This window comes from Actinomycetota bacterium (assembly GCA_041658565.1).
Lineage (GTDB): Bacteria > Actinomycetota > AC-67 > AC-67 > AC-67 > JBAZZY01.
The window spans coordinates 210,163-222,711 of sequence record JBAZZY010000001.1 but is presented as its reverse complement, the minus strand read 5'-3'; the positions used below and the strand labels follow the sequence as shown (position 1 = coordinate 222,711).

18 protein-coding genes and 1 pseudogene are annotated in these 12,549 nt (G+C 65.2%); 6 read left to right on the top strand and 13 right to left on the bottom strand.

All coding sequences use genetic code 11. From position 1 onward, the window contains the following. Nucleotides 1-12 precede the first annotated feature (12 nt). Nucleotides 13-546 (bottom strand): hypothetical protein, encoded by a 534-nt coding sequence (locus tag WDA27_01190; GenBank protein ID MFA5889561.1) that lies wholly within the window; start codon nucleotides 544-546, stop codon nucleotides 13-15. A 61-nt stretch (nucleotides 547-607) separates the two neighbouring features. On the opposite strand from WDA27_01190, the gene WDA27_01185 reads away from it, so the two are divergent. Further along, a complete protein-coding gene (locus WDA27_01185; protein ID MFA5889560.1) occupies nucleotides 608-853 on the top strand; it encodes a hypothetical protein in 246 nt (81 codons plus the stop codon). Nucleotides 854-1,173: 320 nt separating this feature from the next. Here WDA27_01185 and WDA27_01180 read toward each other — a convergent pair whose 3' ends face one another. The 8 genes from WDA27_01180 to WDA27_01145 all read right to left on the bottom strand — a co-directional run bounded on the left by WDA27_01180 (nucleotide 1,174) and on the right by WDA27_01145 (nucleotide 6,586). Then, nucleotides 1,174-1,740, bottom strand: coding sequence for an MBL fold metallo-hydrolase (locus WDA27_01180; protein ID MFA5889559.1), 567 nt, complete (start codon nucleotides 1,738-1,740; stop codon nucleotides 1,174-1,176). Beyond that, a complete protein-coding gene (acnA, locus tag WDA27_01175) occupies nucleotides 1,737-4,388 on the bottom strand; it encodes an aconitate hydratase AcnA (protein MFA5889558.1) in 2,652 nt (883 codons plus the stop codon). The genes WDA27_01180 and acnA overlap by 4 nt, the downstream gene beginning before the upstream one ends. 81 nt (nucleotides 4,389-4,469) lie before the next feature. Continuing rightward, nucleotides 4,470-4,676: a 2-oxoisovalerate dehydrogenase gene (locus tag WDA27_01170; GenBank protein ID MFA5889557.1), complete on the bottom strand. Its 207-nt coding sequence runs from the start codon at nucleotides 4,674-4,676 to the stop codon at nucleotides 4,470-4,472. Between the two features lie 21 nt (nucleotides 4,677-4,697). Further along, nucleotides 4,698-5,024 (bottom strand): CopG family antitoxin, encoded by a 327-nt coding sequence (locus WDA27_01165; GenBank protein ID MFA5889556.1) that lies wholly within the window; start codon nucleotides 5,022-5,024, stop codon nucleotides 4,698-4,700. Nucleotides 5,025-5,026: 2 nt separating this feature from the next. After that, complete coding sequence (locus tag WDA27_01160) at nucleotides 5,027-5,302, bottom strand: BrnT family toxin (protein ID MFA5889555.1); 276 nt, start codon at nucleotides 5,300-5,302, stop codon at nucleotides 5,027-5,029. 137 nt (nucleotides 5,303-5,439) lie between these two features. Continuing rightward, nucleotides 5,440-5,826, bottom strand: coding sequence for a type II toxin-antitoxin system VapC family toxin (locus tag WDA27_01155; GenBank protein MFA5889554.1), 387 nt, complete (start codon nucleotides 5,824-5,826; stop codon nucleotides 5,440-5,442). Further along, a complete protein-coding gene (locus WDA27_01150) occupies nucleotides 5,823-6,068 on the bottom strand; it encodes a type II toxin-antitoxin system prevent-host-death family antitoxin (GenBank protein ID MFA5889553.1) in 246 nt (81 codons plus the stop codon). Before WDA27_01150 ends, WDA27_01155 begins: the two co-directional genes overlap by 4 nt. 50 nt (nucleotides 6,069-6,118) lie before the next feature. Next, nucleotides 6,119-6,586: a hypothetical protein gene (locus WDA27_01145; GenBank protein ID MFA5889552.1), complete on the bottom strand. Its 468-nt coding sequence runs from the start codon at nucleotides 6,584-6,586 to the stop codon at nucleotides 6,119-6,121. A 484-nt stretch (nucleotides 6,587-7,070) separates the two neighbouring features. On the opposite strand from WDA27_01145, the gene WDA27_01140 reads away from it, so the two are divergent. Next, the gene (locus WDA27_01140) at nucleotides 7,071-8,006 is read left to right on the top strand and encodes a GDP-mannose 4,6-dehydratase (protein MFA5889551.1); all 936 of its coding nucleotides are present in this window, start codon (nucleotides 7,071-7,073) and stop codon (nucleotides 8,004-8,006) included. Between the two features lie 297 nt (nucleotides 8,007-8,303). Then, nucleotides 8,304-8,630 carry a hypothetical protein gene (locus WDA27_01135; protein MFA5889550.1) on the top strand — a complete coding sequence of 109 codons (327 nt, stop codon included), beginning with the start codon at nucleotides 8,304-8,306 and terminating at the stop codon, nucleotides 8,628-8,630. 5 nt (nucleotides 8,631-8,635) lie between these two features. Here WDA27_01135 and WDA27_01130 read toward each other — a convergent pair. Next, nucleotides 8,636-8,929, bottom strand: a pseudogene (locus WDA27_01130) (integrase core domain-containing protein). A 300-nt stretch (nucleotides 8,930-9,229) separates the two neighbouring features. Between WDA27_01130 and WDA27_01125 the strand changes: the two are divergent. The 3 genes from WDA27_01125 to WDA27_01115 all read left to right on the top strand — a co-directional run bounded on the left by WDA27_01125 (nucleotide 9,230) and on the right by WDA27_01115 (nucleotide 10,716). Continuing rightward, nucleotides 9,230-9,454, top strand: coding sequence for a type II toxin-antitoxin system HicB family antitoxin (locus tag WDA27_01125; GenBank protein MFA5889549.1), 225 nt, complete (start codon nucleotides 9,230-9,232; stop codon nucleotides 9,452-9,454). Nucleotides 9,455-9,698: 244 nt separating this feature from the next. Further along, entirely contained in the window at nucleotides 9,699-10,049 is a 351-nt protein-coding gene (locus tag WDA27_01120; GenBank protein MFA5889548.1) for a DUF2384 domain-containing protein, read from the top strand. A gap of 58 nt (nucleotides 10,050-10,107) precedes the next feature. Beyond that, on the top strand, nucleotides 10,108-10,716 hold the full coding sequence (locus WDA27_01115) for an RES family NAD+ phosphorylase (protein ID MFA5889547.1): 609 nt from the start codon (nucleotides 10,108-10,110) through the stop codon (nucleotides 10,714-10,716). Nucleotides 10,717-10,817: 101 nt separating this feature from the next. On the opposite strand, the gene WDA27_01110 is transcribed toward WDA27_01115, so the two are convergent. The 3 genes from WDA27_01110 to WDA27_01100 are packed head-to-tail and all read right to left on the bottom strand — an operon-like array spanning nucleotide 10,818 to nucleotide 12,235. Beyond that, nucleotides 10,818-11,258 (bottom strand): hypothetical protein, encoded by a 441-nt coding sequence (locus WDA27_01110; GenBank protein MFA5889546.1) that lies wholly within the window; start codon nucleotides 11,256-11,258, stop codon nucleotides 10,818-10,820. Between the two features lie 20 nt (nucleotides 11,259-11,278). Then, a complete protein-coding gene (locus WDA27_01105) occupies nucleotides 11,279-11,866 on the bottom strand; it encodes a helix-turn-helix domain-containing protein (GenBank protein MFA5889545.1) in 588 nt (195 codons plus the stop codon). 51 nt (nucleotides 11,867-11,917) lie between these two features. Next, on the bottom strand, nucleotides 11,918-12,235 hold the full coding sequence (locus WDA27_01100) for a nucleotidyltransferase family protein (protein ID MFA5889544.1): 318 nt from the start codon (nucleotides 12,233-12,235) through the stop codon (nucleotides 11,918-11,920). Between the last annotated feature and the right edge of the window lie 314 nt (nucleotides 12,236-12,549).

The window sequence follows — 12,549 nt, the reverse complement described above, 5'->3', positions numbered from 1 at the left end:
GGGGCTTATAGCCTACGGCAGGTCGGTCAGGTCAAAGCCGTAGTCGGACCTGAAATGCGTGCCGTCCTGGGCGATGTCGGCCTTTACGGCCTGCTTCACCGGCATGCCGAGCGCGGCCGAGTACCACTCGGTGATGCTGTAGGTGCCCGACTGCCCGCCGGACAAGGTGAGGTCGACCTGCACTTTGTAGACCTCGAATGAACCAGCCGGGACTTTGACCGTCTCCTTCGCGAGAACCTTGCCCTTCAGGCTGGAAGTGCGGCTCGAAGTTTCCGAAACCGACGTCCAGGAGTTACCGACCTTCAGCGGCAGGGCGATGCGGCGCGTCGGCGGCGTGTAGTTGTCCTCAACGTTGTTGCGAACGGCACAAATGACCGACGCGCCGGTGTACAGCAAGTAGACGCCGTCGGTGCGGATGTCCAGAATCATGCGCTCGACGTGTTCCTCGGAGTAGGTCCAGTCGTAGACCCATTTCCCGGAGTCCTTCTTTACGACCGCCGAGACGTCCTTGATGTCCCAGGAGCACGGCGAGCTTCCGCCGTCCATTTCGATGCGTTCGCTGCCGTGGCCGGCGTAGGTGTATCTGCCGGTTGCCGGAGGGTTAGCGGTGCCGGAGGGGGGAGGAGCAGGGGTCGATCGGCGCGCGCCGGTTCTGGTGCCGGGCGACGTGGTGCGCGCGCGCGCCGACGGCGACGCCGACGCGCGCGCTGCGTTTCTCTTCGACGAAGCGGTCTTGGTCGAAGCGGGCTGCGAGCGGGACGGCGCGAGAGAGGAAGAGGCGGGAGAGGGAGCCATTCCAAACGCGCCGCCCTGCGCGAAGCTCGGCGGTGTGCGCCGAGACCACCAGGCGTAGCTGCCGAAGCTGCCGGTCACAAGGATCATGAAGGCGAGCAGGGCGGTGAGGATTTTGCGAGTCATGGGTCGGAAGCCTCCAATGCAGAGGGCGCGCGCCCCTCAGGCGCCGCCTCGGGCGGGGATCCGCACCGGGGTGGCCGAAGGGCGTAGTGAGTGGTGTCGCCCTGAGGGTCGCGCGCCGTATTGCGTTGTCGCATTGCGTTGTCTCTGCGATGTTGCCGTACTCTTGGTATGCGGAACATACGAAGAGTTACTAGAAACATACTCGCAGTATGTAACTAGCGCAAGCACTCGGGTCGGGGCAATTCGGAACGGGCGTTACCAGCCGCGCGCGCGCCAGGTTTCCAGGTCCGGCCGCTCGACCCCGATGGTGGTCGCCGGGCCGTGGCCGGGCAGGACTCGAGTGTCGTCCGGCAGTTTGAACAGCCGGTCCAACGCCGCCATGATCTGCGCGAACCGTTCAGGGTCGCCCTCGGTGTTGCCCGGCCCGCCCGGGAACAAAGTGTCGCCGCTCACCAAGTCCGAGCCGACCAGCAAACAAAGACTCCCCGGCGTGTGTCCCGGCGTATGCATCACCGAAACCGACGCCGAACCCACCTGCAAGACCGCGCCGTCCAACACCGGGGTGGAATCCACCGGCAAACCCTCCGCCGGATGGGCGTACACCGGAACCCCCAGGCGCTCCGCCAGCGACGGCAGGGCCTGCACGTGGTCGAAGTGGCCGTGCGTTTGCACGATCCCGACCACGCGCAGGCCTTCGGCCGCCGCCAGAATCCGATCGACCTCGTCGGCCCCGTCCACGATCAACGCTTCGCCGTCCGAGGCCAGGATGTAGACGTTGTTGTCGAACGCCCCGACCGACAGCGAGGTGATCTCTATCGTCATCCGTTCAGCCCGGCGAGCCGGCGCAGAACCGCCGGAAGGATCCCGCCTTGTTTCACGTAGACCACGTCGGTCGCGGTGTCCAGGCGCGCGAGCGCTTCGAACCGCGTCTCTGTGCCGTCCTCGGCGCGCGCCACGACCTCGACGCTCATGCGCGGCGAAGGGTCGGTGACGCCGAGCAATTCGTAGGACTCGCGCCCGGTCAGGCCCAGCGTGTCGGCGTCCTCGCCGCTGCGGAACTGCAACGGGATGATGCCCATTTGCACCAGGTTCGACCGGTGGATGCGTTCGTAGGACTTCGCGATAACCGCGCGCACCCCGAGCAACGCCGTGCCCTTGGCCGCCCAGTCGCGCGAGGACCCGGACCCGTACTCGACGCCGGCGATCACCAGCAGCGGCACGCCCTCGGCGCTGTAGCGCTCGGACGCCTCGAAGATGCTCATCGCTTCGCCGCCGGGAAGGTGCGCCGTGACGCCGCCCTCGGAACCCGGGATCAACTTGTTGCGCAAGCGGATGTTGGCGAAGGTTCCGCGCACCATCACTTCGTGGTTGCCTCGACGCGACCCGTAGGAGTTGAAGTCCACCGGCGCCACGCCGTTGGCTTTCAGGTATTCGGCCGCGGGTGAGGTTTTGGCGATGTTGCCGGCGGGGGAGATGTGGTCGGTCGTGACCGAGTCGCCGAGCAGCGCCAAAACGCGCGCGCCCGTGATCGGCTGAAGCGGCTTGGGCTGCGCCTCGACGCCGGTGACGAAGGGCGGCTCGGCGATGTAGGTCGAAGCCGCGTCCCACTCGTAAAGGTCGCCGGTCGGCGCCTGGATTGCCTGCCAACGCTCGTCGCCCTCGAAGACCTTTCCGGCGCGCGCCCGATAACTGTCGGGATCCATCGCCGCGGCCGTCAGGCGCGCGACCTCTTCCGAGGAAGGCCAGATCTCGCTCAGCAAGACCGGCTTGCCGTCGGATCCGACGCCGATCGGCTCGGTCGTCAGGTCCACGTCCACCGTGCCGGCGATCGCGTAGGCGACGCACAGCGGCGGGGACGCGAGGTAGGACAGGCGCACCTGCGGGTGAATGCGGCCCTCGAAGTTGCGGTTGCCCGAGAGCACCGCGGCCACCGCGAAGGAGTTCTCGTCGATCGATGCTGCGACCTCGTCGGGCAAAGGCCCGGAGTTGCCGATACACGTCGTGCAACCAAAGCCGACCACGTTGAACCCGAGCGCTTCCAGCGGTTCCAGAAGTCCGGCGGCGGTGAGGTAGTCCACCACGATCTGCGAGCCCGGCGCGAGCGACGTCTTCACCGCGGGCGAGACCTTCAGGCCGCGCGCGACCGCGTTGCGCGCCAGCAGTCCGGCACCCAGCAAGACCGACGGGTTGGACGTGTTCGTGCACGAGGTGATCGCCGCGATCGCGACCGACCCGTCGCCCAGTGTCGCCGGCTTGCCGCCGACTTCGATGGTGGTCGAGGCGGGCTCGGTGGACTTGTCGGCCTTGTAGGACGGCAGGGCCTCGCGGAACGAGTCCTTGACCTTGGGCAGAATGACGCGGTCTTGCGGGCGGCGCGGACCCGCCAGGCTCGGCACCACCGTGGACAGATTGAACTCGATCAGGTCGGCGTAGTCGGGCTCGGGATCACCGTCCGCGCGGAACAGACCCTGCGCCTTGGAGTAGCGCTCGACCAAGTCCACCAGGTCCTCGGGACGTCCGGTGCCGCGCAAATACGCCAAGGTCTGCTCGTCGATCGGGAAGAAGCCCTCGGTCGCGCCGTACTCCGGCGACATGTTCGCGACGGTCGCGCGGTCCGGAACCGACAGCGCCGCGAGCCCCGGGCCGACGAACTCGACGAAGCGCCCGACCACGCCGTGCGCGCGCAGGATCTGCGTCAGCATCAGCACGAGGTCTGTTGCGGTCGCGCCCTCGGGCAGCGAACCCGACAAACGCACGCCCAGGACGTCCGGCGCGAGCATGTTCACGGCTTCGCCGAGCATGGCGGCCTCGGCCTCGATGCCGCCGACGCCCCAACCCAGCACGCCCACGCCGCCGATCATGGTCGTGTGCGAGTCCGTGCCGACCAGCGTGTCGGGGAAAGCGACGCCGTCACGAGTCGCGACGACGCGCGCCAGGAACTCCAGGTTCACCTGGTGAACGATCCCGGTTCCCGGGGGCACCACGCCGAAGTTGTCGAAGGCGCCTTGGGCCCAGCGAAGGAACTGGTAGCGCTCGCCGTTGCGCTGGACCTCCAGGTCCACGTTGCGCGCGTAGGCGTCGGACGTGCCGAACGCGTCCACCTGCACCGAGTGGTCGATGACCAAGTCCACGGGAACCTGCGGGTTGACCTTGTTTACGTCGCCGCCCGCGCGCGCCACCGCAGCGCGAATCGCGGCGAGGTCGGCCACGACCGGCACCCCGGTGAAGTCCTGCAAAACTACGCGCGAGGGACGGTAGGGGAACTCAGACTCAGAGATCTTCGGCCAGCCCAAAAGAACGTCGAGGGACTCCGCCCCGGTCCCCTCGTGCCGCAGCACGTTCTCAAGGAAGATCCGCACGACGTAGGGGAGTTGCGCAAGGCGGGTTTCGTCGGCGGCGCGCGTCAGCGGGTAAAAACCGACGGATCCACCGGCGGTCTGCAGTCGGTCGGGCTGGTTCGAGACAGTCATGAAAAAAGCCTCCTCGTAAATGGCGCCTGAAGCCTACCGCGCGCGCCCCACCGGCTCATTCCGAGGGCGCCGGCGGGAGCTTCAAGCAGAGATGACCTCGTCGCGCACGAAGTGAAGACGGATCAGCGCCGGGGTTTCACCTTCGTCGAAGTGACAGCGAACCGCGTCCCTCGCCGCAACTCTCAGCTCTTCCAAGCTGTCCGCCTGCATGAAGATCTCATGTCCCAAGGCATGGGCTGTAAAGCCGCCCTCCGGGGCATCTTCAACGAGGAAGATGATCTCGCTCATGTCCTGCTCCTCGAGTCCCCGTCAACCGCCGACGATTCCGTCCCGCTTTTCTTCCTCGTACAACCGCTCGGAAACGAATTCCTTAAGCAGCGTCTGGTATCCGGTACCGCGACGGGCCGCAAGCGCCCTGATGCGCCGAAGCGTGCTCTCGTCGAAGCGGACAGCGATCGGACGTGTCCGCGGGCGGGGAGCAGGCAGGCTCTTGTCAGCATCAGGGGTCATCGCCGCGAGCAACTCGTCGCCCAGTTCGTGCGTGGCCCAGAACCCAGACTCCTCTTCCTCGGATGTGAAGGCCGGCACCTCATCCCACTTGTGGACGGTTTTCATGCCCCGCTTGGTCTTAGCCACGCCTACTTCCCTCGCTTCCGGTAGCGCCGCTTCTCGCGGTCACTGGCGTCGCGCGCCGTGACGGCGCGGAGACGTCGACCTCGGCGCGTGTACACAACGAAGAGGATCCGATCGGCCTCGGTGGCTCCCAGGTGCGCCCAGCGCCGTTCGCCTGCGACCGAGTAGGCGCCCACACCGATCCGACCGGGGTCTGCGAGAGCCTGCTCGGCTTCCGCAGGTTCCACGAGGTGGTCGCGGACGTGCCTCTGGTTATGTACATCCCAGTCGAACAGCGTCATCTTTCCGGGTCTCTAGTCGGTGTAAGTATATACCAACGTATCTCTTGCCGGGATTCCGATTGTCTTCTTGGTCTGGTCCGTTCATGAGGAGTCCGTCGCCCGGCTGAGATGCCAGGCCCGGATCGGCAAGCGCGCGCTTAGACCTTGATGACTTCGAGATGGGGAATGCGAACGTAGTCGTCGTCTTGGGTGACGATCGGCACCCCGAGTGCAAGGGCGGTCGCGGCAATCCACGAGTCGTTGACGGGCATTCGCTGCCCGCTTTCCCGCAACTGCACGCGGAGCTTGGCCCACGACTCGGCAACCATCCCGTCGATTGGGGTCGGGTCCAGTGCCAGGGCCTGGGTGAGGGTCGCCAGACGTCGATCGCGCGTTTCGACATCGGTCGCTGCGAGGACCCCCGCACGCAGTTCTCCGATGGTGATGACCGACACGCTGATTTCGTGGGGGAGCAAGTCGATCGCGAGGGGGCGGCCGGACTCGCGCGCGATGAAGACCGTGGTGTCGGCGAGTCCTTGGCTCACAGGTCGTCCGTGGTGTCGGGCGCCAGTTCCGCGAGTTCGCGCCTCAACCCCGGGTCTGCCTGGTGGGGGACGATTCGGCGTACGAACTCGTCACGGCTTAGCCAACGCGGTCGCCGCCCGATGGGCTGCAGAACCGCGACCGGGCGGCCGTCGACGGTGAGGGTGATCGCCTCGCCGCCTTCGACGCGCTCAAGCAGCGCGCGTGTGTTGTTGCGCAGCTCGCGGGACGCGACCTCGCTCATGCCACAAGTGTAGCATGTGTGCGACAGCGCATCGGGGAATCGGAGGCGCTCTACAGAACGGCGTCGATGGCGCTCAGGCGGACCTTGCCGTGGAACGTGCAGCTATCCGCCGGACACCATTCATTCCACGCAGTCACGACGATGGTCGACATGCCTGGTGCGTACGTCGCGCGCGCGCCGCCGTATTGGGTGCAGTTTCCACGCGACACGTCGGCAAGGCCGTTGCCGGGAAGCCCGACGCCCATGCACCCGTAGCTTGCGACGAGTTTGTTCTCGGCGTCGTACCAGTCGATGGTGAGCCACCCGCGCGCGCCGGCATCGTGGAAGTTCGCGCTGGTGTTGATGGCCGAGATGTAGCGTCCGTCATCGATGTACTGCAGCGAGGTACATGACGCGGTTCCGCCCTTGGCGATGACTTGAGAGCACTCGCTGGTCACGTTGGAGAGAGGATCCTGAGCCTGACCGGCGGCCGGCAGTCCCAGCGCGAATGCGACCACGGCAACAAAGATCCCTGACACCCCGTTCGGCTTGCGAGGTCATGAGGTTCTTGAGGCCTATCTCGCCTCTGAGGACAGCAGATCGGATCGAGCAGCGATGATCGACTTCGTCGAGTTGTTGCAGAGGGACCCCGTCGGCGTATAGGGAACACTTGTTCCCGGCAGTCAACTCAACGAGGTGATCGTTTTCGTCGGAGAGGTCGTTGTCACCTGGTTCGTGGCATGGGGTGAGCGCGTTGTCTGGCTCAGACACATCGAACGCCTCCCTCGCTGAGCATCTGACGATGCGCCGATCCTTCACGACATCGGCCTGGACTTTGACGGCTACAAGCTCGTCGTGAATCCCACCGGGCGCTTCGAGATCGGCGGTCCCCAAGCCGACACGGGCCTGACGGGCTGAAAGATCATCGTCTGCACCGACGACGGCATCGCTCTTCGCGTCGCGCTGCGGGCGACCACGGTTGTCTGCGGCACCCGCTAGCATCCCTTCGATGGAGACCACGCTTTGAACGAGACCGCACTTGTGACCGGCGGAGCCGGGTTCATCGGCAGCACCTTGACCGACCGCCTCCTTGCCGACGGACATGACCTCGTCGTCCTTGACAACTTCTCGTCGGGGTCGCTTGGGAACCTTGCGTTAGCGCAAGCCACCGGACGCTTGCGTATCCACGAGGCCGATATTCGCTCCGACGAAGTCGCGGGGATCTTGCAGGGCGCGCACGTTGTGGCGCACCTGGCGGCGCAGATCGACGTTCGGGTTTCGGTTACCGATCCCGTCTTGGATGCGAGCATCAACATCCTTGGAACTTTGAACGTGCTGCAGGCCGCGCGCGCCGCCGGGGTTCGAAAGGTGGTGGTCGCGTCTTCGGGGGGCTGCATCTATGGGGACTCCGAGCGCCTTCCGATCACCGAGGACGATCCGGGCCGTCCGGCTTCGCCGTATGGGATCTCAAAGAAGGTCCTGGGCGACTATCTGAACTTCTATCGCGCGATCCACGGGATGGACTCGGCGGTGATGGCGCTGAGTAACGTGTGCGGGCCGCGCCAAGACCCCCACGGTGAGGCCGGTGTGGTGGCGATCTTTTTGAAGGCGATGCTGCAGGGCCGCGAGACCACCATCTACGGGGACGGATCCCAGACCCGGGACTTCGTCTTCGTCGGCGATGTTGCCGAGGCCTTTGCGCGCGCGACCACCAAGGGCTCGGGTGTCTACAACATCGGGACCGGAGTGCAGACCTCGGTGCTGGAGCTTTGGGAGCTGTGCGCTGCCTCGACCGGGTACCGGGGTAAGCCGAACTTCGCGCCGGCGCGCGCGGGGGAGTTGCAGGCCAATTGCCTTGACGCCTCGCGCGCGCGCCGCGACCTGGGCTGGGAGCCCAAGGTCACTATCGCCGAAGCCGTCGCGCGCACCTCAGAGTTCATCGCCTCCCAACCTGCGTAAGGACCCCAAGAGCCTTCCCACACTTCTCGTTCCAGCACGTCATCCACACACGCCTAAGATCGCGCCTTCCGGTCACGGGAGGCGCTTGATGCATTTCGCGGGTCTTGGCATGCCGCATGCAGCGCGCGCGGCATCGAACCGGGGAGGTCGGGACATCACCATCCCCGGCGATTGGTGGAGAAGAAGGACATTGCGCGTGCTGCGTCGAAGGAGCGCGTGCTGCGTCGACGGAGAGGATAGTGAGGACTTGTCCCGGGCTCGAATTCCTCACGCTGACGGTGTCGAAAGGGGAGTCAAATGTTCAAGCTTCGCCTCTTGACAATGCTTGTCATGGTGCCTGCAGTTCTGGCTGGCTCTCCGGCCGAAGCCGCCGCTGTTGTAACCATAAATACCGTAGCTAGTCAGGTGGGCCAGTATTCGTCCCTGGCATTTGGCGCCGATGGTATGCCCGTAATTGCCTATTATTCCAACGAAGGCTTGAAGCTTCTTCGCTGTGGTACGGCGTATTGCGATTCCGGCAACGTTGCAAGTGTCCTAGATAACCAAGTGTTTCGCAGAGATGTGTTTGTTGCGCTGACAGTAGATAGGGGACTGCCCCCGATCTGGTTGACTCGTAGCTTGTGAGCCTTTCACGCTGCAAGGGCTCCTTCGTACACGGCCTCAAACTCTACGGGAGTTAGCCGCCCGAGGCCGCGTTGGCGGCGGCGGCCATGATAGGTGCGTTCGATCCAGATGACGATCGCGAGTCGCAGCTCCTCTCTGGTCTTCCATTGCTGGCGGCTGAGAACGTTCTTCTGCAGCAGCGCGAAGAACGATTCCATCGCGGCGTTGTCGGCGCACGCACCGACGCGACCCATCGAGCCGGCGAGGGCGTTGTTGCGGAGGGTGCGCACGACTTTCTTCGATCGAAATTGACTGCCGCGTGCGATCTGACGGGGTCCCCTGAGGCGGGTCCCTGTGCACTCGGGCGAAACGATTGGCCCTGGGCCCATGACGAAGATTCTGCGCAGTTGCGATCTCACGATCGAAGAATTCGTGGCTCTCCCTGGTTCGATCTGACCGACTACAAGCTTTTCGTGCTCGCCTCGAACCGGACGTCAAGTCTGTGGCGGGGGGGGAAGAGGGATCTAGACTTGTGGGACTGACCGGCTCACTCGATTTGGTGAACGGCCGGAGGCCGGGCAGGGTCGAGGAAGCGGGAAGAGCGAGACGAGGTGACGACCATGAGGCGGGAGCGGGAAGTCGAGGTTGTGCTGATCCCTCAGTCCGAGGGCGGCTTTACCGTATTCGTTCCTGAGTTGCCGGACGTCGTGACCGAAGGCGAGACCCGTGAAGAAGCGTTGTCGATGGCCAAAGAGGCCATCGAGGGTTACCTCGAGTCCATGCGCGATCACGGCTGGCCGGTACCGTTGACGGAACGAGACCGCGTGACAGTTCGCGCGTCGTGAGCGGTAGGCTCCCGGCGCTCAAGGCAAGGATCTCATCCGCGTCCTGAAGAAGGGCCGGGCATCTCGATGACCCTTGACAGGCGGTAGTAATACCGGCAACATATGAGGCAACTGCACCGGAAAGCTATTAGGAAGTTCGTCCTGGCCCCAGCGTTTGGGCGGACGCGAGGATGTCGGCGGCCGGGGGAGTCCAGCGGTCGGGGTCCGCTCCCTGCGGGCGATGGTCGGAGTGGAGGTGCGAGCGATGACGACGACCTTGGATCGGGCGGTCGAAGTGCGCGATGTCGTCAGCAGCCTCAGGCGCTTTGGCCTCACGCAGAAAGATATCGCTTCCGCCACGGGCGCCTCGGAGCGTTCGATCCGCAACTGGGCCAAGACCTCGGCGATTCGCCCCACTCATGAGGGGCGCCTGAGTGATCTTCGAGAGGTTGTGCTCATTCTCCAGGATTCCCTCACCGCTCGTGGCGTGGGCCAGTGGTTGCGGGCCCGCAATCGCCTCCTCGACGGGCAAACACCGATCGAACTCTTGGCCCACGGGAAGGTGGATCTCGTGCGCGCGGCTGCTGCGTCCTTCGTCGACGGGGCGTACGTCTAGCCGCTCATCGTCTGCGGGGCAATGGCACGACGCATGTGTGACCCGGCGGGGACACTAGATGTCCGCCTCTCGCCGAACGCGTGCCTTCGCCCGAGTACTTGCCGGGCTGCCGGCCTTGCAGATCACCGGCGCGTTCTGGCATCAAGGGCCGACCGGAAGCTCGTTCTTGTCGTTCGCATCTCCTGCGCAAGGCGACGGCCGCTATCACCGCGAGGGAGATGATGGCGCTTGGTACGCGTCATCAAAGGAGCGTGCGGCATGGGGGGAGCTCTTTCGGCATCACGCCTCACTGGAGCTATCGTTCTTCGAAGTTCGACGACGGGTCGGCAAGGCGGCAGTCCGAAACCTGAATGCGCTGGACCTGACCGACCCGACGGTGCGTGCTCTCCTCGGCGTGGAGGAAGTCGACCTCATTGGCGACGACCGTTCGCTATGCCAGGAGATCGCCGACGCAGCGAGGTCGATCGGATTCGAAGGGGTGCTTGCTCCGTCGGCCGCTCTTCCGGGCGAAAGAACACTTGTCGTCTTCCCGGCCGGGATGCGAAAGGTCCGCGAGGAGCACTCGCGCGTCCAGCGGCCTCCGAACACGATCCGCCGCGAACTGCGGCGAGTTCGGTCATCCGCGCGCGCTAAGTTGACGATCCGTCCGCGGCCTCGCGGACACTGACCGCCGGTTCTTCGCCCACCGCTTTGGCCCCCTGCCTCTGCCTTCCCGCTTTTCTCGTTCTTGCACGCCATCCACACACGCCTTCGCTGTGGTCCCACGGGTCAGAAGACCGGCAGGTGCTCGACGATCTGCTCGGCGTAAGCGACGATCTCGTGTGCCCGAGCCAACGCCTCGTCGATCTCGTCGGCATCGATGCCCGATTCGCCTTGTGGGTACTCGATGTCGTTGCGGCGTCGCCGCAATCTGTCGAGCGTCCGCAGTGCCGCTCCGCCGGTAAGCTCGGCGAACTGCGCGAGGACCGCATCACGGATCGCGATGTGCCCGCCCCGGCTCGTGGCCCTCAGTCCCTGGACCTCGAGGAGGGATGCGCAGGCTTTGCGCGCGCCGTCGTAGAGTGCGGCGTAGGCGCCCTCCGGGTCGCTGTCCCTGACGGCGCTCGCCGAGGAGAGGTGGCTGCGCGCCATACGCAAGAGAGCCTCCGCCGAATTCCTGGCCGGGGTGACCCTCTGCAACTCGCCGGCAGCGAGAAGACGCTCGATCACCGGCCGTCCGTGTTCCCACCTCATGACGCTTCACCGTGAGCCACGCGCACGAGAGGAGCTGAGCGGAGTTGAGTGACAAACCCGTCGCGCGCGACTCGCCATGCGTTGCTCGATCGAATGGTGGGATTGACCGGAAGCCCGAGGCGGTGCTCGACGCGCAGCGCTGCGGCGTAGACCTCCGCGCGCTCCGGGCTGCCGACCACCAGGACGTCGAGATCTTGAGGCTGCGGCCCCTTCACACCGAGATACCTCGCGGCCCAAGATCCGAAAATGTAGATCTCATCGATTCCCCCAACGGTCGAGAACGCCGCCGCCAGAACTGCGCCCGGCCCAAAGGTCTTGAGCGTAATCTCGGTGAGGGGGGCGCTAATCGGGGAGCGCGCATCCGCTGATGCCAACCGTGTGGCCCCGACTCGCCGGGTCTTTAGGATTCCCGCCCGCTCCAGGCGGCTCACCTCCCGCTGCACCGTGGCTACGTCGGCCCCTAGGCGGGCAGCCAACTCGGTCAGGGATTCTTCTCGCTCGGGGTTCAGGAGCAGCGCCGCGAGAAGTTCCCCCTGGAGCTTCGACCGGAAGATGGGCAGGAGCGGAGGCGCAGCCGTTCTCATATCACGCAATATACCTTGCGCGATACGAGAACACAACGGTGGTGAAGGTAATCACGCGGCTCGAAGGACATCCTGCGCCTCTGCCAAGATACGCGGCCCGATGAACGGAGAAAGCGCTTCGGTCGTGACAAGTTCGACACGGCGGCCGAGCCGTTCCTCGAGAAGCTCCGAAAGCGACAAGAACCGATCGAACGTCTTGGCGCCGGGCGAGAACTGAACGAGGAGGTCCACGTCGCTGTCGGGGCGGGCATCTCCGCGCAGGACCGAGCCGAATAGGGCGAGCCGTTCGACGCCTAGCGCGTAGATCTGCGGTGCGGACGCGACCAGGAGTCGAACCGCCTCCTCCCGGGAAAGAGCGCCGGTTGTCATGGGCATGACTGTACCATCGGTCGCTTTCCGAACCCCGCCCGTCGCGCGCGGCGGAATCTCGCCCCTTGTTTTGTCCCGCCCGAAGACGGTGCGTAAGGGTCCAAGGACCTTCCCGCTCTTCTCGTTCTTGCGTGCCATCCACAGACGCTTAAGATCGCGCCTTCCGGTCACGGGAGGCACTGATGGGGTTCGCGGGTTTCGGCAGACCGTCCACTTCTTCGATTCGCGGGGCGTGGTGGCGCTTCCGCCACGGGGTCTGGAATCGTGATCGCGTTCTGATCGCTGCAGCGGGAGAGGGGGAATGGTCCTCAATG

Coding starts and splice junctions, on each gene's coding strand:
- WDA27_01170 (MFA5889557.1), bottom strand. CDS start 4,676: ATGAGCGAGATCATCTTCCTCGTTGAAGATGCCCCGGAGGGCGGCTTT.
- acnA (MFA5889558.1), bottom strand. CDS start 4,388: ATGACTGTCTCGAACCAGCCCGACCGACTGCAGACCGCCGGTGGATCC.
- WDA27_01115 (MFA5889547.1), top strand. CDS start 10,108: ATGTCCGCCTCTCGCCGAACGCGTGCCTTCGCCCGAGTACTTGCCGGG.
- WDA27_01180 (MFA5889559.1), bottom strand. CDS start 1,740: ATGACGATAGAGATCACCTCGCTGTCGGTCGGGGCGTTCGACAACAAC.
- WDA27_01160 (MFA5889555.1), bottom strand. CDS start 5,302: ATGACGCTGTTCGACTGGGATGTACATAACCAGAGGCACGTCCGCGAC.
- WDA27_01125 (MFA5889549.1), top strand. CDS start 9,230: ATGAGGCGGGAGCGGGAAGTCGAGGTTGTGCTGATCCCTCAGTCCGAG.
- WDA27_01150 (MFA5889553.1), bottom strand. CDS start 6,068: ATGAGCGAGGTCGCGTCCCGCGAGCTGCGCAACAACACACGCGCGCTG.
- WDA27_01135 (MFA5889550.1), top strand. CDS start 8,304: ATGTTCAAGCTTCGCCTCTTGACAATGCTTGTCATGGTGCCTGCAGTT.
- WDA27_01190 (MFA5889561.1), bottom strand. CDS start 546: ATGGACGGCGGAAGCTCGCCGTGCTCCTGGGACATCAAGGACGTCTCG.
- WDA27_01100 (MFA5889544.1), bottom strand. CDS start 12,235: ATGACAACCGGCGCTCTTTCCCGGGAGGAGGCGGTTCGACTCCTGGTC.
- WDA27_01120 (MFA5889548.1), top strand. CDS start 9,699: ATGACGACGACCTTGGATCGGGCGGTCGAAGTGCGCGATGTCGTCAGC.
- WDA27_01105 (MFA5889545.1), bottom strand. CDS start 11,866: ATGAGAACGGCTGCGCCTCCGCTCCTGCCCATCTTCCGGTCGAAGCTC.